The organism is Brachyspira suanatina, from assembly GCF_001049755.1.
GTDB lineage: Bacteria > Spirochaetota > Brachyspiria > Brachyspirales > Brachyspiraceae > Brachyspira > Brachyspira suanatina.
Genome location: NZ_CVLB01000001.1, coordinates 1,318,352 through 1,342,471, shown reverse-complemented (window position 1 = coordinate 1,342,471; position 24,120 = coordinate 1,318,352). Strand labels below are relative to the sequence as shown.

The 24,120-nt window shown below is 25.7% G+C and carries 1 protein-coding gene; it reads right to left on the bottom strand.

Features of this window, described 5'->3' with window-relative positions:
• Window positions 1–105: 105 nt before the first annotated feature.
• Complete coding sequence (locus BRSU_RS05755) at window positions 106–23,688, bottom strand: SpiroCoCo family coiled-coil protein (RefSeq protein WP_048594323.1); 23,583 nt, start codon at window positions 23,686–23,688, stop codon at window positions 106–108.
• Window positions 23,689–24,120 lie beyond the last annotated feature (432 nt).

Below are 24,120 nucleotides of genomic sequence, written 5' to 3'. Positions count from 1 at the left end.
TAAATATTAAAAACTTTATATGATAATTATAATATAAAAATAGAGTCTATAAGTTATTCTTATAGACTCTAATTTTTAGAAGGAGAACAATCAAACCATCAAAAATTATCCTCTGGATTGCTTATCTTTCCATGCTTTTATAGTTCTTTCAACTTCATCTCTTGAATATGAACTATTTTTAACTATCTCATCTGGTTTCCAACCTTCTTTATACATTCTAATTATAAACTCTTCTTTCTTACTATCTATTTTAGGTGTTCCTTTTTTAGAAGTAGTTTTAACACCTTTATCAGATATGTATTTATCAGCATTATCAAGTAAAGTTTCTAAATATCTTACTAAATATTCAGCTCTTCCCAAATTATTCACTATGTTTTTATCATAATCATCATACTGATTCTTCATACGAACAAGATTTTCTCTCTGATCTTGTATGGCATCTATTATGTCATTAACTTCTTCTAATTTAGAAATAAATAACTGAACTTTCTTATCATTCTTATCTATTTTAGCCATATCTCTTTCTAAAGAATAAATCTTATCCATGAAGTTCTTTCTAGTATCTTCTATTTCTACCATAGCTTCTTTTATGCTGTCTACTCTTTCTAAAATAGTTTCTGTTTCTATCTCAGCTTTTCTTATTTGTTGTAATATATCATCAGCATATTCTTCCTTATCCTTAATGAATGAAAGTTTATTTTCTATTTGAGATGCTATATCTATAACAACCTGTATTCCTTCCTCAGTGTGCTCAATCATAGCATTATTTTCTGCTATATTAACGAATCTCTCCTGGATCTCACCAGACATTTCCATTAATAGATTTACTTTTTCCTGAGTATCTTTCAAGCTGTCTTTTTCTTTTCTAAGACTTTCAGCATAACCTAATATATCCTGATGCATTTTCTTCAAATTATCAAACTCAGACATAGTCTTATTCATTTCAATTGTTGTAGCCTTAGTATCTTCAACTAAAGTGTTCAATTTAGAAACATCCTCTTTTATAGAGTTTGCCATTTCTTTAGCATTATCAAATACTTTAACAGTATTCATATATTTTTCTATATCCCTAGCTATATCATCTATTTTTGATTTCATAGCTTCATACTCTAAAGAAATATCATTAGTTTTTACATCAAGCATTTTGTCAATAGCCTCAGCTGCATCATTCAATTTCAATTTCAAATCATCTGTTCTATTTTCAAAATCTTTAAGTATAACATTTGTTTTTTCATCATAGCTTAAATTAATATTTTCAAGTCTTGCATCTATCTCAGAAGAATATTTAGTGATATCTTCTTCTAAAGCTGAAACAATATCTTTCATATTAGTAATTCTCTGATCATATTCATCTAAATTATCAGTATGAGCTTTAATTATTTCATCTTTAGCTTTCTGTATATGTTCTTTAGCATCATTCATTAAAAGAGATAATGTTTGTTCTAAATTAGAATTAAGTCTTGCTATATATTTTTCATATTTTTCATTAGCAGCTTCTTCTATAGTCTGAACATTCTCTTCTATAATGCTGTTAGCTTCTTCTATTCTTTCATTAACTGCTTCTGATATAGTATCTTTCAATGCTGTCAATGATTCTGAAAGTCCTTCATAATGTGCTTTTAATGCATCAAACTCTGAATTCTTCTCTTCTAATAAAGTATCCATTCTGTTAGAAATATTTTCTATTATAGAATCAGCTTCACTCACTCTACTTTCTATAGTAGCTTTAGCATTATTAGATAATTCCTCTAATCTAGAATTGAATTTATCTCCTTGAACTTCTATATCTTGAGAATACTCATCGATTTTCTCTTGTAATTCTAATGCTTTCTCCTCTATTATAGCTTTTAATTTTTCTACTGAAGGTGCAAATTCATTTTGTAAATTATTCATCTGCTCTTCAACAGCTTCAAGTTTTTCTTTGTTGTTTTCAACTGAAGTCAAAAACTCATCTTTTATACTTAAAGCTTGTTTCAAATCAGCAACAACATCTTCAACAGAAGTACTTATTTGAAGTTTAGTATCATCTAATTGAGCATATAAGGATTCTATTTTTTCATTGTATTCTTTATAAGCTTCTTCAAATAATTTTGAGAAATCTTCATGATTTTTCTCTTGTCTATCTGTATAGAATTTTTCAGTAGTTAGATACATCTCTTTTAATTTAGCTACTTCATCATCATGTAAAGATTTTATCTCATCAACCGCTTTTTCACCTTCAACATTTACAGACATTTTCAATTCGCTGATAAACTCTTCCTGATATGTATCTATTTTCTTTCTAAATTCAACAATATTATCCTCAAGTTCTTTATTCATATTATTGAATGCTTCAGTTATCTTATTATTAATATCATTCTCTATGCCCTCTATAGCACTTCTAACATCAGAGAATTTATCAAATTTTCTCATTTCATTATTAATGAAATTCTGAACTGTATTAGTTATATGAGGTGTTAAGTCATTAGTTTCTTTAATTACAGATTCATTAAATGAAACAACTAAATTATTAACATCTTCTCTAGCCTTAGTCAAAGCATTATTATTTTCTTCTGTCATTCTATCAGACAATGAATTAATATACTCTTCAGCTTCTTTTACCTTACTGCTGAATGCAGCTTCTTTTTCAGCTATCTTAGATGAAGCAAGCTCGGCAGCCTCTGATACAGCACTTGTTAAACTCTCAAGTTTGTTTCTTATATTTATATCAGAGTTTTTAACCATATCCATAAGAGCCTCTCTCTCTCTGCGAACGGTTTCTACTTCCTGAGATATATGTTTTTGAGACTGGCTTAACATTCTAAGCTCATTTTCCTGTTCTTTAATATTAGCTTTTATAGTGTTTATTAAAGAATTTATATCATTTTCAGCTTCATCTATTTTACTGATTATGCCTTGTACTTTATCATTCTCCAATAGCTCTATTTGCTCTTTAGCATTTTCTACTTTATCATTCAAATCTACAAGTATTTGTTCAGCTTCTCCTCTTAAATTATCCACCTCTTTAACTATAGCATCTTTATAGAATTCTTTTATTCTATCAGCTGAAGCATAAGCATCTTCAAAATGAACTATTCTCGCTTCTACACGCTTTCTAAATTCATCATTAGATTCTTCAAATACTTTTATAATATCATCTCTGAAAGAATCTGTAAGATATCTTAAATCAGTATCTATAGAATCATTTTGTATGCTTTCAAACATTTCAGCAACTTGTCTTCTTTCTTCTTCAATCATAGAAACTACATCATCTCTGCTTATAGTATCGAATGAAATCTGATTCTTCAAAGCTTCTATACTATCAATGATATTAATTTTCTCCTGATTAAACATAGTCATAGTTTCATCTTGTTCTTTGATAAGCTCAACTATGGATTTTCTGAAGTTTATAAATTCATTTAGAAGTCTGTCTCTGTCGCCTTCTATGTTATTTATAGCCTCATTAGAATATATGCTTCCGCTCTCATATTTAAGTTTAATATCATCTATTTCAGCCATCAATCTATCTCTTTCAGCCTGTAAAGCCTCAGCTAGATCTCTAATATTAGCTATTCTATCATTAAACTCATTTCTAAATCCAAGCATCTCATTAGATAAATTTTCTTTATATCTTTTTATACTTTCAGAGAAATCCTGCTCTAATATTTGGAAATCATCTCTAATCTTAGCACCATATTGCTGAGCCATATTAGCTAAATCATTATTAGTAGGTACAGAACCTAATATTTCATCTCTTAAAGAAACAAATTCATCTCTAAGTTCTTCTTTTAGATTCTCTTTCTCATCTACAAATATCTGACTTACATTTTCTAAAGTAGGCATCTCACTAAGTATCTCTTCTTTCATACCTAATAACTTAGCTTCAACTTCATCCTGCTCTTTAGAAAGGACTTCAGCAACAGCTTCAACAGTAGAGTAGTTTTCTTCTATATTTTTTCTAAATGATTCTAATGTCTCATTTATTCTAGCTCTTTCTTCTTCTATTAATTTCTCTACATAGGAAGTATCAACTTTTCCTGCTTCAACATTTTCAGAAACTTCAACTTTTTTATTCTCAATAGAGGAGCCTATTTCATTCTTATAACTATCTATAAGTTTCTCTATTTCCTCTTTTGATACAGAGCTATCTTTTATATTATTAATCTCTTTTCTTATCTCTTCAAATGAAGATTCTAAATCTGCTCTTTCAACATCCAAAAGATTATTCAAGTTATTCATATAATCTTTCTTCAGTGCTTCAAATCTTTCTTCCGCAGATATATACTCAACTCTTACTGCTGATTTGAAATGATCAAGCTCATCTATTAATTTTGCCTTTTCTTCTTCAAACATTTTAGCAAAATTTCTATTATCAGACTGAGTGCTAAGAAGTTCGTTTTTAAACTCCTCAAATTCATTTGTTATATCTTCTTTTTCAGATACAAAAAGTTCTGCAAGTTCATCCATATTAGGAACAGCATCTATTATCTTATTTTTAAACTCTTCAAAATCATTTAAAAGCTCTGAATCTTTATTTGATACTTCTTCAGTTATTCTATCATAAACCTCTTTTCTAAACTCATCTATAGTATCAAGAAGTTCTTTTTTATCTTTAGCTAATTCATTAGAAAGTTTCAAAGTATTAGTATTAATATCATTATTTATCTTGCTTATATAAGACTCTAAAGCTTTTATTTTTAAATCTACTCCTTTGCTAGAACTGTTAATATCATCTTTTATAGAACTTATATTGTTCTCTATATAATCCAAAGTATCTTTCTCTTCTGCTTTTAAGCTATTCTTAAGATTAATAACTTTAGATTGTACCTTCTCTTCATAATCATCTAATATAGAATCTAATTTTTCTTTGTATAAAGATAAATCAGATTCTAAATTACCTTGACCATACTCTAAATCTTTGATTCTATCATCAAATGTATTTATTTGTAATTCTATATTTGAAATACCTTCTTCTAATTTAGAATCAAAGTCATTTTGAAGTTCTAACTGTTTATTATAGATATCTTCTTTTAAAGTATCTATCATAGACTTAATTTCAGAATAATCAGCATTATCAGCGGCTATATCTTTAGCATTATTTAATGTATCAGTTATAACATCAAGATTAGAAGACTTCCAATTATTCAAATCATTTTGCATATTTTCTATTTTATCTTTAAACTCGGCAAATGAATCGCTGAATTGTGTTTCTAAGCCTTGTTTTAATACATCAAAATTATCCGCTATTATATTTCCATACAATTCTACAAGTTTTTCTTCACTGGACCATGTATCTTCAAAGAATTCTATTCTCTTTTCTATTCTGTCTTTAAACTCTTTAGTATCTTTTTCTATATTAGAAACTAAATCATTCTTTATAGATACTATACCGTCATTGAAGTTATTAAAGATATCATACAATTGAGTTTCTAAATTTGATATTTCTTCTCTGCTTATATAAGCTTCAGGTAAAGAATACATTATACTATTTATGTATTTATAAATTTCTTCCCTGTTTTCTGATATCTTATCTTCTAATTTACTGAAACTAGATAATTGAGGTATAACACTTTCTTTAAATGATTCTAAACTTTCATGTAACTGTTTGAAATCCTCATAAACAGCATCAATATCATTATCACTGTTTACATTATTAGAATTATTCATATCTGATAAGCTAGATTTCAATTCTTCAAGTTCATCAGAAAGTCTCATTACTTCATCGATTAAACTGCTATTATCACCTTTTAATTGATCTTTAACAAGATGTAACTCTTTTTCCAAATCTTCTATTTTTGAGAAATCATCTTTAATAGAATTAAATGATTCTTCTAATCTGTTTCTCTCCTCAATTAAATCATCATAGTTGTTGCTATTTCTTATAGAAGAAATTTCATCTTTAAATCCGTCTATAGCATCTGCTATAAGTGACTTATACTCAGAGAAAGAAGATTCTAAATTAGCAATACTATCTTCATTATTACTTATTTTAGCACTTAAAGTTTCAAATACATCATCTATAACAGACTGTATACGAGCTTTTTCACTATCAATTACAGAAGGAGCTTCTTGAACAACTACTTCATTAGAATTCAATACACCATCTTTCAATGAAGCAAAAGTGGCTTTCAAAGCATCAATCTCTTTCCATAACAATTCTTTTTCGTTTATATAATATTGAAGTATATTATTTTTATCTAATACAGCATCTTTTATCTCATCTATAGACTTATCAAAGTCTTTAGTGAGACTTGAATATTTACTATCTATTTCTTCTTTTACCTTATTTATTTCAGCAATAAGAGATACTTTAACATTTTCTATATCTTCTAATATGTTAGTAACAGAAGAAATTTTTTCACTGTACTCACCGAATAGTGACAATATATGTTCATTATTAGATACAAAATCACTTACTTGAGTTTTAAATCTTTCATCTATATTAGATTTGAAATCCTCAAATTCTGAAGATAATTTATTTACAGAAGTATATAATTCTTCTTTCTCTAAATCTATTCTATCAGAAATATCTTTAGCTTTATTTTCTAGTTGAGTATTAACTTCTGATAATGAAGTTTCTAAAACATTTAATTTTTCAGATATATCTTTCAAATTATCATAATCAACATTTTCTTTAAACTCATTATAAAGACCTAATAACTCATTTTTAATATCTTCAAGTGAAGAAGTCTGATCATTTTTTAGTTCTGCTTCATAAGCTGATATTCTGCTAGCTATTTCATCTTCTTTGTTAGCTATAAGATCATTTATCTGAACTTCTAAATTATCTATAACATCTCTTAATTTAGAATCAGAATCTTCTATCATTTTAGATACAGCGTTATTGATGCTTTGATTCAAATTATTAAATGAATCATTTACCATAATATCTAAATTATATTTATTTTTCTCAAGCTCTTCTAGTCTTTCTTTTATATCAGCTTCTACTTTAGAAGAATATTCACTTAAATATTCATCTATATAGCCTTTATTAGTATCAACTCTAGCTTTTTCTATTTCTATTCTCAAGCTGTTTGAATACTCATCTAAAGCGTTTTTATTATTCTCATAAACAGAGTCTAACATTCTAGAATAATTTTCATAATTTGAAATTATATTTCTTCCAATCTCTTCCAAATTTCTCATTATAGATTCATTTTCTTCCAATCTATAAGATTCTATATTCTTCAATTCATCTTGATATTTATCTACTGCTTCAGATATCATCTCATTGAATTTGCTTACATCAGAAGTTAATTTATTTTCAAAATCAGCAATTCTTTCATTAACAGAAGAAAGTTTTTCTTCAAGACGAGTATTTATTTCACTTTCTTTGCCTAATATTTCTTCTTTGATAGAAGATATCATTTTGGCAATAATACCGTTTTTCTTATCCTTAGAACTTTCTATAAAGTTATCAATATTTTCTTTAGCTTCTTTCAACTGCTCTAAAAGAAGAGATAAATTACCATCTTTCCAAGCAGATAGGCTGCTTTCCATTTCATTTACCTGATTTTGTACATTAGAAAGTATTTCAGATTTCAAATCATCAACTTCAGGTCTTAAAGCATTTTCATAAAGTTTTAAAGCCTTATTAGGATCAGACCAAGTATCTTCAAAATAACTTATTCTCTTATCCATTAAATCTTTAAAGTCTTTATTGCCTGCTTCAAGCTCATCATATAAAGAATATAATTTTTCTCTGTCATCATCAAATAGATCTCTAGAAACTGTATTATCTTCTAATATATCTATTTTTTCTTCTAAAGCATATTTGAATTCGGAAACTTCATCAAATAATTTATCAACATCATTTCTTAAGTTAGAATCTATGCCGTCTAAATTACTTTTCAAATTATAAACTTCACTTTCTAAATCATAAAGTCTTTCAAATTCTTCTCTGAAAGAATTAAATGCATCTTCCAATCTAGCTTTCTCAGACTCTAAAGCCTCAATAGAATCATTGTTCTTTAACTCATCTAATTCATATCTGAATGCTTCCATATTTTCTAATATAGAATTCTTCTCTTCATATATAGTATTTTTGAACTCTTCTATATTAGCATTAGAATCGTCTAATTTAGATACTATATCATTAGTGAATGAATTAAATAACTCTTCAAACTTTTCTCTTTCTTTATTGAACAATTCAGGTATATCATTTCTATTAGCTTTCAATACATCATCTTTGAAAATAATGAAATCATCTCTCAATTTTTGAACCTGCTCATTATTCAATACAGCACTTTCTATATAAGCAAACTTGTCATCGAAAGATTTTCTCAAATTATCATATCTTTCATTAAAATTTGTAATTCTATCATCTAGCTTTTCATTCAAATCTCTGATTTTATCTTCGAGTCTGTATATATAATTTTGATTGCTTTCTAAATCATATATTTTCTTCTCTAAAGTTTCATATCTGTCAGCAAAATGAAGAAGTTTAGTATCTATTTTACCATAGAAGTCTTTAACTTTATCTTCAATCTTATAGATATAATTATTTCCATAAATTACATCATCTGCTTTTTTCTCTATATCCTGTAAAGTTTTGAATACTCTATTATCTGAAGCTTCTTCAAATTTAGTCATAGATTCATTAAATCTTGCTTCTAAATCATCAAAAGAAGATTTTAACATATTATCCAAATCATTTTTAGCATCATTCAATATGTTTATCTTATCAGATACTTGAGATTCTAATTTTTCTGCGTATCCTTTCAAATACTCATCAATATATTCTCTCTCACTAGATAAGTGTCTTTCTTCTGTTTCTTCTCTAGATTTTTCTATCTCATCTTTAATAGAATTAGAATAATCTTTTAATGAATTAAGAGAATTATTATAAACTTCATCTATGAGTTTAGAATAATTTTCATAAGAAGATCTTATCTCTTTTCCTACATTATCAATATCATCTAAAATCTTATTATTTTCATCCAATCTATAATGCTCAATATTTTTTATCTCTTCATCATATTTAGCTACTGCTTCATTTAGCATATTATAAAGATGTTCTACATTAGAGCTTATATCATCATTCAATTTAGAATCAATAATAGATAATCTGCTTTCTATATCTTGTACCTTATTATCCAAGACTTCATACATAGATTTTTCTTTTTCTTCTAAAGATTGATACATGTTTCTTGCTCTATCATCTAAAGTTTGATACATACTCTTTTCTTTATCATCTAAAGTTTGATACATGTTCTTTTCTTTATCTTCTAGAGTCTGATACATTCTATTTTCTTTTTCATCTATTCTAGATAAAAGATTATCTACTAATTCTTTTCCTTTTATTTCTGAATCATTCAAATAATTAGATATGCTTTCTCTAGCTTCGCCTAATTGTTTAACTAATTCATCAACAGTATTTTCTTTCCAATTAGATATATCATTATCTATAGATTCTACTTTGTTCTTCAAATAATTTATAGAATTTTCGAATTTAATCTCATTATCATTTCTAATATTATCTAACTGTTCTCTTATATCAGTTGAGAAAATATTTTTTAATCTACTGCTGTCTGCCCAAGTATCCTCAAAATAAGCAACGCGTTTCTCTAATCTATATCTAAACTCTTTATTATCTTCTTTTATTTGATTGAAAAGATCATTCAATTTTTCTTTTTCTTGAGTAAATAACTGTTCTATAGTATCATTATTTTCATCTCTTGATACTAATTCATCTTTAATAGAAGATAATTTATTATCCAATTCTTCTTTCTCATTTGAAATAAGAGTTTCTAATTCAGAAGATTTATTAATGCTGTCTTCTATTTGAGATTTAACATCATCTATTCTTGAATTTAATTTTCCTACATTATCAGAAAGATTATTTAATTCTATAGAATATTCATCTAAATCTCTAACTATATCATCTTTTATTCTTTCTTCAAAATCAGATAATTTGCTTGATAAAGCCTTAACTTCATCTTTTAATAATACATCAACATCAGACATATTTTCTTTCAATTGATACAAATTAGTTTCTAAATTTTCTAATTTAGCAAAATCAGCTTTTATAGCATTGAAAGAATCTTCCAAAGCTTTCTTTTCTAAAGCCAACTGTTCTACTGTATTATCTTTCTTAATAGATTCTATCTCAACTTCTAAATTATCCATTTTTTCTAATAGATCTAATTTATCAGAAACAATAGCATCTTTTAATTTATTAACTTCATCATCAGTTATATCAACTCTTTCAACAACAGCACTTGTAAACTCTTCAAATATATGCTCTATCTCTTTTTTCTTATTCTCAAATAGAGCAGGAACATCTTCATTATCAAATTTCAATGATGATTCTTTGAATGACTCAAAATCGTTTTTAAGATTTTCAAATCTTTCAATAATTTCATTTCTTTCATCATTGTGTAATGATATCAATTCATCTCTGTCTATTATAGAATTCTTTATAATATCAATAGCATCATCAAAGTCAGAGCTTAAACCTTCATATTTCTCTTTTAGATTAGAAGTTTCATTATATAATTTTTCATTTACATAATGTATCTTCTCATCTAAAGCAGACATATATTTCTTGAATAGTACAGACTCTGTTTCTTTCTCTAATTTATCAATAGCTTCTAAAACTTTATTGCTTGTTTCTTCTTCAAATCTTACTACAGCATCATTAAAGCTATTTTCCAAATTATCAAAAGATTCTTTTACCATATTGTCCAATTGTTCTTTGGCTTCGGTAAGCATATTCATTTTTTCTGATATTTCATTATTTAATTTATCAGAATATTCTTTTAGATAATTATCTATATAGTTTTTCTCATTACTTAAATGCTTAGATTCTGATTCTTCTCTTGCTTTTTCTATTTCTTCTTTTACCAAATTAGAATAGTCTTTCAAAGAATTCAAAGAATTATTATAAGTTTCATTTATTAAATTAGAATAATGATCATAACCTGATTTTATTTCATCAATAAGTTTTTGATAATCTTCTAATAATTTATTGTTTTCACCTGTTCTGTAATTTTCTATATTTTTTATCTCTTCATCATATCTAGATTTAGCTTCATTAAGCATATTATATAGATTATTCAAATTACTGCTTATTTCATTATTAAGTATTGAATCTGTATCAGATAATCTGCTTTCTATATCAGATATCTTTTCATCTAACTTATTATAGATATGAGATTCTTTTTCTTCTATTTTTGATAAAATATCAGATAATAATTTTTCAGCTTTAACATCTGAATTATCTATATAGCTTTCAATATTATTTTTAGCTTCTTCTAGCTGAGCTAATAATTCATTGATTCTTCCATCTTTCCAACTTAATATATCACTATCCATAGAATCTATTCTTGATTGAAGCTCATTTAAATATTCATCTTTAAATGATTCTAAATCAGCATTTATAGATGCCATCTTAGCATTCATATCATTAATATGCTCATCTTTCCAAACAGCAATGTCATCATTCATAGAATCCATTTTTTCTTTTAATTCATTTATAGAATTTTCAAATTTCAATTCTGTGTATGATTTAACATTTTCTATTTCATCTCTTATATCGGAAGAGAATAAACCTCTTATTCTAGCACTGTCAGACCAAGAATCTTCAAAATATTCTATGCGTTTTTCAAGTCTTTCTCTAAACTCTATATTATCGTTTCTTACTTTATCGAAAAGACCTTCTAACTTTTGAATCTCATCATTAAATAATGATTCTATACTATCATTCTTGCCGGATACAGAAAGTAAATTATCTTTTATAGAAGATAATTTATTTTCTAATTCTTCTTTGTCTTTTAATATATTATTTTCTATTTCAGAAGCTCTATTCAAAGAATCCTGCATATTAGACTTTATAGATTCTATATAATCATTCAATGTGTTTACATTAGTATTAAGCATACTTAAATCATTTGAATAATCTTCTAAATCTCTAGAAACATCTTCTCTTATTTTAGAGTCAAGTTCTTCTACTTTTGAAACTAAATTTTTAACTTCATCTTTTAAATTTATATCAACATCTGCCATATCATCTCTTAATTGATATAAATTATTTTCAAGATCCTCTAACTTAGAGAAATTATCTTTTATAGAATTGAATGATTCTTCTAAAGTATTCTTTTCTAAAGTCAATCTGTTAATAGTATCATCGTCTCTTAAAGAATATAACTCTTTCTTCAAATTGTCTATTCTATCTAAGATATAAGACTTATCTTCATATATTATATCTTTAATATAATTGATATCGCTTTCTGAATTATTTACTCTGTCTAATAATGCTTCACTAAACTCTTCAAAAGCATTGGCAATTTTTTGTTTTTCTTCATCAAATAGAGTAGGAATAGCCTCTTTATTACTATTTACTATATCTTCTTTGAAGCTTTCAAATTCTTTTTTAAGCTCATCCACTTTTGAAACCAAAAGCTCTTTCTCAGAAGAATGCATTTCTAATAATTCATTTCTGTCTAATATAGAATCTTTTAATACTTCTAATGAAGAATCAAAATCTTTACTTAAAGATTCATATTTTTCAACTATAGTATTAATATCATCATAAATAGTATTATTCAATGAAACTATATTAGAATCTAGCTTTTCTGTAACATTTGATAAATTGCTATCTATTTTTTCATTGATCTTAGATATTTCATCTTCTATTTTTTTATATATAATACCTAATTGCTCTGTTAGATAAACACTGTATTCATTTTTATCAAATATAACTGTTTTAGCATCATTTTCTAATTTTTTAATAACTTCTAACACTTTACTATTAGATTCTTTTTCAAATTTGGCTATAGCATCTTGAACATTTGATTCTAACTTATGGAATGATTTTTTTATCAATCTATCCAAACTATCTTTAGCTGTATTTAAACTATCAATTTTTTCTGATACTTTACTATCTAATTTATCAGAATAATTTTTCAAATACTCATCTATATAATTTTTTTCATTATTTAAATGTTTAGCTTCTGATTCTTCTCTTGATTTTTCTATTTCAGCTTTAACTGAATTAGAATAATCTGTCAAAGAATTAACAGAATTATTATAAGCCTCATTTATCAAATTAGAGTAATGCTCATAACCATTTTTTATATCCTCAATGAGTTTTTTAGAATCCTCTAATAATTTATCAGATTCTACAGCTCTATAATTTTCGATATTCTTTATCTCTTCATTATATTTAGCCATAGCATCATTAATCATATTATTAAGATTATCTAAATTTACTGCTATATCATCATTAAGCTTTGAATTTGTTTCTGATAATCTATTTTCTATATCTGCTATTTTTTCATCTAGTTTGCTGTATATATTATTTTCTCTTTCCTCAATTTTAGATAAAACTTCAGTGACAAGTTTATTCTTCTTATCTTCTGTAGTATCTAAATAAGCAGATATATCCTCTTTAGCACTTTCTAACTGAGCTAATAAATCATTAATATTATTTTCTTTCCAAATAGATATATCATCATTTATAGCATCTATTTTATTATTCAAATCATTTAGATAATTTTCAAATTTGATTTCAGTTTCTTTCTTTATCTCTTCTAACTCATTTCTCATTTCAGAAGCATACAAACTTCTTATCTTTGTACTATCTGACCAAGTATCTTCAAAATAAGTTATACGTTTCTCTAATCTGTCTCTGAACTCTATATTTCCATTATGAACTTTATCAAATAATTCTTCTAATTTAGAAACTTCCTCATTAAATAATGTTTCTATAGTTTCACTTCTTCCAGTCATTGAAAGTAAATTATCTTTTATTGCTGACAATTTATTTTCTAATTCTTCTTTATTCTTCAATATAGTATTTTCTAATTCTGAAGATTTATTTATAGAATTAATTATATCATTTTTAATATTATCTATATCAGCATTAACATTATTTAAGCTTGAAGTAAATTCTTTTTCTATATTTTCTCTATCTTCTTTTATAGCATTTTCTAAATCTTCAAATTTAGAAGATAAGTTAGATACTTCATCTTTTAAAGTAACATCAGCATCTTCCATATTATCTCTTAATTCATATAAATGTTTTTCCAAATCTTCCAACTTAGCAAAATCATTTTTTATAGAATTAAATGACTGTTCTAATGCTTCTTTTTCTAAACTTAATTGAGTGAATACATCATCTTCTTTTAATGAATCTATATCAGCTTTCAAATTATCTATTTGTTCCAATAGAGTAAGTTTATCTTCAGAAATAACATCTTTTATATAATTGATATCACTTTCTGAAATATTTACTCTATCTAATAGATTATTTGTAAACTCTTCAAATGCATTTTCAATTCTTTGTTTTTCTTCCTCAAATAGAGCAGGTATATCATCTTTATTAGCATTTAATACTTCATCTTTGAAACTCTTAAACTCATTTTTAAGCTCATCTATTCTTTCAGATAAAAGCTCTTCTTTGAAATTATCAAATTCTTCTTTGAGTTCATCTATTCTATTTGCCAAAAGTTCTTTTTCAGAATTATGAAGTTCTATAAGTTCATCTCTATCTAAAATAGAACTTTTAATCAAATCTAATGTTTCTTCAAAGTCTATATTCAAAGCATCATATTTATTTTTTAGATCTGATATTTCGCTGTCAGATTTAGAAGATACATTATATATTTCATTATCTATTTTATTATTTATTGAAGCTAAATGATCTTCCAATTCTTTCATATATTCTTTATAATCAAGCAATCTGTCTGATGTTTCTGCTTCTAATTTTCTTATAACTGCATTTACTTTATTATCTGCATTTTCATTTATCTTAACTATAGCATCATTCAAATTACTATTTAATGTAGCAAAAGAATCTCTCATCATATCATCTAATTGATTCTTGCTTTCATTTAATATATTGATTTTATCTGCAATTTGGCTTTCTAATTTATCAGAATATTCTTTTAAATACTCATCTATATAATTTTTATCTACATTATTGTTATACAATGTTTCTTTTCTAGCATCTTCTATTTCAGCTTTTATTCTATTGGTATATTCTGACAAAGAAGCTAAAGAATCTTTATAAGCGGAATTTATCAATTTAGAATAATAATCATATCCTGATTTTATATCATCTAAAAGTTTATTTCCTTCTTCAATTCTATAATGCTCTATATTTTGTATATCTTCATTATATTTAGTTATAGCATTATCTACTATTTCTCTTACTTCTTCTAATTTATTAGCTGTGTCATTAGATACTTTATTATCTAAAACAGATAATTTATTTTCTATATCAGATATTTTAGAATCTATTTTATCATATATAGCATTCTCTTTTTCTTCTATTTTAGATAAAACACCAGATATTAATTCTTCTTTTCTGTCTTCTGTTGTTTCTAAATAACTTGCTATATTACTTTTAGCCAATTCTAACTCTGAAAGAAGTTCATTAATTTTTCCATCTTTCCAGCTAGATATATTTTCATCAATAGTTTCTATTCTTCCAGCTAAATCATTTAGATAATTCTCGAATTTTAATTCTGTTTCTTTTTTAACTTCTTCTAATTCATTTCTCATTTCAGCAGCATATAAGCTTCTGATTTTTGTATTATCTGCCCAAGTATCCTCAAAATACTCTATACGTTTAACTAATCTATCTCTGAATTCTATACTGTCATTTTTGAAATTATTAAATAGATCTTCTAATTTTTTCATCTCATCATTAAATAAAGTATCTGAAACTTTATTATTAGATGATATTGACATCAAATTTTCTTTTATAGAAAATAATCTATTTTCTAATGCTTCCTTATCTCTTAATATAGCATTTTCCAATTGAGATGATTTATTTATAGAATCATTTATAGCATTTCTAATTATATTAATATCAGAATTTAAATCTCCGATATTATCATTTAAATTATCAACATTAGAAGCTATATCTCTTATATTAGCATCATTTTCTTTGATTCTATTTTCAAAAGAATTAAATTTGTCAGCTAAACTTTTAACTTCATCTTTTAAATCTAAATCAACATTATTCATGCTATTCTTCAATTCATATAAATGATTTTCTAATTCTCCTAATCTTGAAAAATCATTTTTTATAGAATTAAATGAAGTTTCTAAAGCTTGTTTATCTAAATTTAATTGACTTACAGCATCATCTTCTTTTAAAGTATCAATTTCTGATTTCAAATTATCTATCTTTTCTAGTAATGAAATTTTATCTTCAGAAATTATATCTTTTATATAGTTAATATCTTTTTCAGAATCATTTATTCTATCAAATAAAGTATTAGTTAAATCTTCGAATGCTTTTTCTATTCTTTCCTTTTCCTCATCGAACAGAGTAGGTATATCATCTCTATTTGCTACTAATACTTCATCTTTAAAACTTTCAAACTCATTTTTAAGATCATCTATTCTTTCTGCTAAAAGTTCTTTTTCAGAAGTTTGAAGTTCTATAAGTTCATCTCTATCAAGTATAGAGCTTTTCACCATATCCAATGATTCTTCAAAATCAATACTAAATTCTTTGTATTTGTTTCTCAAATCTGCTATATCATTATCGAACTTTGAAGAGACATTATATATTTCATTGTCTATTTTTGCATTAATAGCTCTTAAATTATCTTCTAATTCAGATATATAAGTTTTATAGCTGAAGAATCTTTCAGATGCATCTTTCTCTAATTTTTCAATAGTACTATTGATTTTAGAGTCAGCTTCCTGATTGAATTTTGATATAGCATCATTCAAATTAACATTAAGAGTATTGAATGACTCTTTTATCATATCATCTAATTTATTTTTGCTGTCATTTAATATATTAATTTTCTCATTAACTTTATCATCTAATTTAGCAGAATAGTCTTTCAAATACTGATCTATATAATTTTTCTCATTATTTACATGTTTATTTTCAGCTTCTTTTCTAGCTTTTTCTATGTCAGCTTTTATTCTGTTAGTATAATCAGCCAAAGATGATAATGAATCTTTATATGTAGTATTTATAAGTTTAGAATAATAATCATATCCTGATTGTATATCATCTAATAATTTACTGCTTTCTTCAGCTCTATGATGTTCAATATTCTTAATCTCTTCATCATATTTATTTATAGCTTTATTTACTATATTTTCTACTTCTTCTAAACCTCTTGATATATCATCAGACACTTTTCCATCAACAGCAGACAATCTGTTTTCAATATCTTCTATTTTAGCATCTATTCTATTATAGATAGAATTTTCTTTATCTTCTATTTTTTCAAGTATATCAGAAAGGAACTCTTCTTTTTTGTACTCAGAAGATTCTAAATAATCTTTTATACTTTTCTTAGCATTCTCTAACTGATCTAATAGCTCATTAATACGTCCGTCTTTCCAGCTGGATATATCTTTATCCATAGAATCAATTTTTTCTTTTAGATTGTTAATATATTCATCTCTCCAAGCAGAAGCATCATTATTAACAGCTTCTATTTGAGATTTTAAATCATTAACATAATTTTCTAATTTAATATCTGCTTCAGATCTTATATTTTCTAATTCATCTCTCAAATCAGCAGCATAAAGACTTCTAATTCTTCCGCTGTCAGACCAAGTATCTTCAAAATAGTCTATACGTTTTTCTAATCTGTTTCTAAACTCTGCATTATCTGTCTTTAAATTATTAAATAGATCATCTAATTTTTGTACTTCATCGGCAAATAAAGTTTCTATATTCTCATTTTTGCTTAGTGCCTGTATAAGGTTTTCTTTTATAGATGAAAATTTATTCTCTAATTCAGAAGATTTATTTATAGAGTCTTTTAAATTATTTCTAATCTCATCTATATTGAAAGATAAATTATCGAATCTTTCATCAGTTACAGCTTTATTTTCAAATTCTTCAAATCTATCAGATAATACTTTCATATCATCTTTGAAATTCAAATCTATATCTTCAACATTATCTCTTAATTGATACAAAGCATTTTCCAAATCAGCTAATTTACCAAAATCAGCTTTAATAGTATTGAAAGAATCTTCTAATGACTGTTTGTCTAAAGCCAACTGTGCTATAGTATTATCTTCTTTTATAGATTCTATATCTCTTTTTATATTATCTATTTTTTCAAAGAATGCATTTCTATTTTCAACTATAACATCTTTCACATAATTGATATCATTTTCAGAATTATTCATTCTATCTAAAAGACTAGAAGTAAAGTCTTCAAATGCTTTTTCTATTTTTTGTTTTTCTTCTTCAAATAGAGTAGGTATATCTTCCTCATTAGCTTTCAAAAGATCATCTTTGAAAGAATCAAATTCTGTTTTCAAAGTCTCAATCTGCTCAGCTAACATTTCTTTTTCGGAATTCTGTAATTCTATAAGCTCATCTCTATCAAATATAGAAGCTTTTATCATATCCAATGCTTCATCAAAATCGTTACTCAAATCTTTATATTTTGTTTTAACATCAGATATTTCATTGTCTAATTTTGAAGAAATATTATAAATCTCATTATCTATTTTTACACTTATAGCTCTTAACTGATCTTCCAATTCTGCTATATACTTCTGATCATTATGCAATCTTTCTGCAGCCTCTTGCTCCAATCTATCTATAACAGAATGTATTTGATTATTAGCTTCTTCATTGAATCTGCTTATAACATCATTCAAATTATTATTAAGAGCATTGAAAGACTCTTTTACCATATCATCTAATTGAGCCTTGCTTTCTGTTAATATATTTAACTTATCATTAACTTTTGATTCAATTTTTTCTGAATAATCTAATAAATAATCATCTATATAATTCTTTTCATTGGTTACATGTTTTTCCTCAGATTCAGATCTAGCTCTTTCTATCTCTTTTTTAATATTATCAAGATGAGTTTCTAATTCAGACACAGCATCTTCATATATTTTATCTATCATAATAGAATATTCTTCATAATCTTCTCTTATGCTGTTGCCTAAATCTTCCATATCAGATATTATATTTTCAGTTTCAGTTTCTCTATGATGTTCGATTCTTTTGATTTCTTCATCATATTTAGCAACAGATTCATTTATTCTATTATGTATTTCCTCTAAACTATTACCTATAGCTTTGTTTAATTTTTCATCTATAGAAGAAAGTTTATTTTCAGCTTCTAAAACTTTTTCATCTATACGAGAATAAATTTCATTTTCTTTCTTCTCTATATCATTAACCATATCAATAAGGAATTGATTTTTCTTTCCTTCTGAAGTATTGATAAATTCTTCTATTCCTTTTTTAGCTTCATCTAACTGAGCAAGCAAAGTATTTAAATTGCCGTTTTTCCAATCATATATATCCTGTTCTATTAACTGCATTTTTGCTTTCAAGTCAGCAATATGATTGTCATATTTAACATCAGCTTCTTTTCTTATATTTTCAACTTCTTCTCTTATATCAGAAGCATATATAGCTTTGATTCTTGTGTTATCAGACCACATATCTTCAAAATAAGCTATACGTTTTTCTAATCTATCTTTAAAGTTTTCGTTATTAGAAGTTAAGCTTTCGAATATAGAATCTAATCTGCTTTTTTCATTATTAAGCATTTCTTCTATTTCATCTTTATTAAAGAATGAAGACATATTCTTTCTTACAGCTTCAAAACTATCATTAAGAGATTCTAAATCTTTATATAAGCCATTAGAGTCTTTTTCTATTTTTTCCTCTAAATTATTTTTTAAATCTCTCAATTTATCAGATAAATCTTTAACATCATCTTTTAATCCGCTGTCTATTCCTTCCATTCTGTTTTTAAGAGTAACGAAATCATTCTCTAAATCGATTATTTTATCAAAGTCATCTCTTAAAGCAGTTAATGAATTTTCAAGTACAGCTTTTTCTTCCGATAAAACTGTAACTCTGTTATCATCTTTTATATCATCAACATCTTTTCTTAAAATCTCTATTTGGGATATTAAATGACTTCTTTCTTCAGATAGAACATCTTTTATATAATGTATATCGCTTTCATTGTCAGTGAGTCTCATAAGTAAATTTTTGCTGAACTCATCAAACATATTCTCTATTCTTTCTTTTTCTTCATCGAATAATGCAGGTATTTCTACTTCATTAGTTCTTAACATTTGATCTTTGAAAAGTTCAAATTCTTCTTTAATATCATCTATTTGATTTTTTAAGAACTCTTTTTCACTATTCTGAAGTTCAATCAATTCATCTCTGTCTATTATAGAAGATTTTATATTGTCTATTATATTATTGAAATTTTCATTGGTATCAGACAAATGAGAATTTAAGTCATTAATCTGTTCTAATAAAGTTTCTTTAATATTTTCTATACTATTGCTTAAATCATTGATCTGTTCCAATCTATTATTATGATCATCCAATATAGCAAGTACATTTTCATTATTAGAAATTAACTTATCAGCTTCTTCTCTTAATCTCTCATCAACATTGTCTTTCAATGATATAAACTCATTTCTCAAATCTTCCAATGTTAAGCCAAGACTATCTCTAACTTCTGCTGCTGTATTGGATATAACTTTATTAGCATGTCTTTTGATTTTAGCAATATACTGCAATAATTTTTTATTGTTAGATTTTCTTATTTTAGCTAATATTTTAGAGAATCCGCTATATAAAGTATTAAATGAACTGTTTAATTCTTCATTTAAACGATTAACTTCTTCATCTATTTTTGAAGATGTTTTATTTAAATATTCATCTATATAATTAGCTTCATTGGTAAGATGTTTAGCTTCAGATTCTTCTCTCGCTTTTTCTATTTCATCTTTTAAATTATTAGCATAATCATTTAAAGAGTCTTTTTCTTTATTATAGAAGTCTTCAAGAAGATTAGTATACTGTTCATAATCTTTTCTTATGTTAGCGCCAATATTTTCTATATCCTGAATGATATTCTGTTTTTCTTCAAGTCTGTATGTTTCTATTTCTTTTATTTCATCTTGATATTTGTTTATAGAATTATCTATTAACTCTCTAAGCTCATCTAATTTTTTAGATGCATTCTCTTCTACGCCGGCAAATATATCGCTGCTCTTTCTGTCTATTTCCTCTTTCTTATAAGTTATATAAGAATCTATTTCTGATGCTTTAGAATCAATAATAGACTGCATATTATTAGCGTTATCAATTATTTCATTGATTCTTTCACCTAAATTCTCTATACGAATTTTATATTCATCGCTCATTAAAGAGGCATGATGTTTCAATTCCTCATAATCATCTTTTAAATTGTTAGAATATTTTTCGAGCATGGCATTGTATTCTGCACTTATAGCATTCAAATCAGCTCTTCTTTCATCTAACACGCCATCTATTTTCTTATCTAATGAATTATATTTATCTTCTATATCAGACATTAATGCTTTTTCTTTATCTTCAGCATTTTCATATACTTTATTTATAGTACGTTCAAAAGCATCTCTGCCGTTTTCTACTCTATGCATTATATCTTCAATTTCATCTTTTATTTTGTTCATACTATCTCTTTTTTCATTCAAAAGAGTATCAAATGCATCTGTAGCCTGACGAAGTTCATTATGAAGCATATCAACAACTTCTTTTTTGTTTTCTTCGTTGAATTTAACATTTTCATTTATTGCTAAATCCATTTTATTTTTAAACTCATCGATAGAGCTTTCTATATTGCTTATTAATTCATCATGTCTTTTCTCACTTTCATCAACCTGATTTATAACAGAATCAATACTGTCAGTTATAGCTTTCATTTTTGTTTGTTCATAATCATCTAAAACATTTTTCAAGTGAGATTTCAAACTTTCTATGTAAGCATCACTGTACTGTGAAATTTCTTTCTTTATATCATCTATTTTTTCTTCAGTATCTTTTATTCCTGTATCTAATTTTTCATTAGCTCTGCTCACTAAACCATTGATTTCAACTGAAGATTGCTCTAATATCTCTAAACGTTTTTCTAGGTTTTCTTTTAAATTATATTCTGTATTCTTACTTAAAGTATCTATATCAGAAGAAGCTTTATCATATTGTTCTTTTAAACTTGATAATTTCTCATCAATAGCAGTTAAATCAGAAGAAGTATTTTTTATATATGAATCAATATTTTCCTCTAATTCACTTTTTACAGAAGAAAATAATTTCTCTATTTCATTAACTCTGTCATTAGCCTGTGCTTCTAAATCTTTATATAAATATTCTTTTTGTAGATTTAAAGAATCAAGTATTTCTTCCTGTTTATTATTAAGTATAGATATTATCTCAGAAGTTTGATAATGAGTTTCATCTATTTTGTCTTTCAAAAGATTAGTTTCTGTTTCAACATCATTTCTAAGCTCATTGATTTCAGCTATTAAAGAACTTCTAGCTTTATCTATAGAGTACTCCATATCATCTTGAGCTCTAGTTAATATATCATCTTTTAATTTATCTATATCATTAACTATATCCTCAAATCTGCTTTCAGCTTTAAGCATAGTTTCTTCACTCATACCATCTATAGATATGATTAAGTCATTAAGTTCCTTAGTTTTATTTCTGTAAAGAGTTATTACTCCGTCATCTTCATTTTCAAGTACATTTCTTATATGATTAGAGAAATTTTCTACTTCAGCTATGAATCTGTTATTTATATCATCTTTTAATACAGAGAACTCACTCTCTAACTGATGAGCTTTTTCAGCATAATCTTTGCTTATATAGTCTGCTTTATCTTTTATATCATCTATAGACTTCTCTAAAGAATGCGCTTTCTGTTCTATAGAATCTAAAAACTCCTCTTTATCCTGACTTATTTTTTCAAGTCCTTCTTTAAGAGTAGAGTAAAGCATCTCTTTAGTTTTTTCCATTTCATCCTTGAATTCTAATACGCTTGATTCAGTTATAGAATTAAGTCTGTCATGTATAGTATCTCTTAAATTATTCAATTCTGTTTCAAGTCCGTCTTTAGACTGGCTTAAAGTTTCATAACGATTTTCTATATCTTTAGATTTAACATCTATCTCATCAGCGAATGATGAATATTTGTTTATAAGCTCATCTCTGCCTTTCTCAAATAATTCTGCTAATTGTTCTATATTATGACGGGCTGTTCTTTCAGCAAGCTGAGTAAGCTGATTAGTAAACAATTCTTCTTTTTTAGCAACATGGAGTTTGAATTCTTCTGTAAGAGCTGATATTTTCTCTTTTTCCTGTTCTGCCATAGTGCTGTAATGAGCATCACGAGCTAAAAGGTTAGTAGTAAGAGCATCAAACCTCTTATAAAGTTCGCTTTCAAACTCATTTAATTTAGAATTATAAGATTCTATCAATTTATCCTGTATAGATCCGACATTCTTTTCTAATTCTGTCATTTTAGCCTTAACATCGGATATTCTTTTATAAGTCTTTTCTATAGTATTACGTTCTTTTAATACAGTATCTACCTTATTTAATATCTCCAAATAAGCTTCTTCAAGAGAATCAACCTGCTCCTGATACTGAGATACCGCAGCTTTATAGTCTTTATATGACTCAATCCTTTTATTTAATTTAGCTAGATCCTCTTCCATAGATTTGCTTATAAATCCAGCTTTTTTAACTGCTATTTCCAGATCTATAGCATTATCTCTAACTTCAGATATTTTTTCTTCTACAATACCTTCCAAAACAGCTTTTTCTTCAGCAAACATTTCATTAAAATCATTATTGCCGTAATTTTTTTTTCTATTGATTACGCCGTATATACCGATACATAATAGAGGAACAACGAATGTTAGTATTAATTGAAGAACAGGGGTCATAAAAAAACTCCGTAAATATAGTATATTAACATAATTCTATATTATGTTAATGTATATGTCAATAGTATTTAAATGTTTTAATTTCTCAGGATGGCAAAATTCGCTTAAAATTTAGATTTTTTCTATATTATCATAATATTTTCTTATGTAAACTGACAAATTTTACTATATATAAATAATATTCAAGCAAATAATAAAAATACATTAATTTGCTAATATTATAAAATTACACTATATTGCAAATTATACTATAAAATATTAATATATATTATATTTTATAATAAGTAAAATATTTTATATATCAACACTTAATAAATTAACATTTAGTTTAATTACACTCAAAAATATTTTATTATACTTGATATTATATTTTTTTATAGTAAAATAAGTTAAGTTTTTTAACAGATGTCGATATTTTAAAGAATAGTTAAA

Bases quoted from the DNA above. Each gene is read 5' to 3' on its own strand.
- BRSU_RS05755 (WP_048594323.1), bottom strand. From the start codon at position 23,688: ATGACCCCTGTTCTTCAATTAATACTAACATTCGTTGTTCCTCTATTA.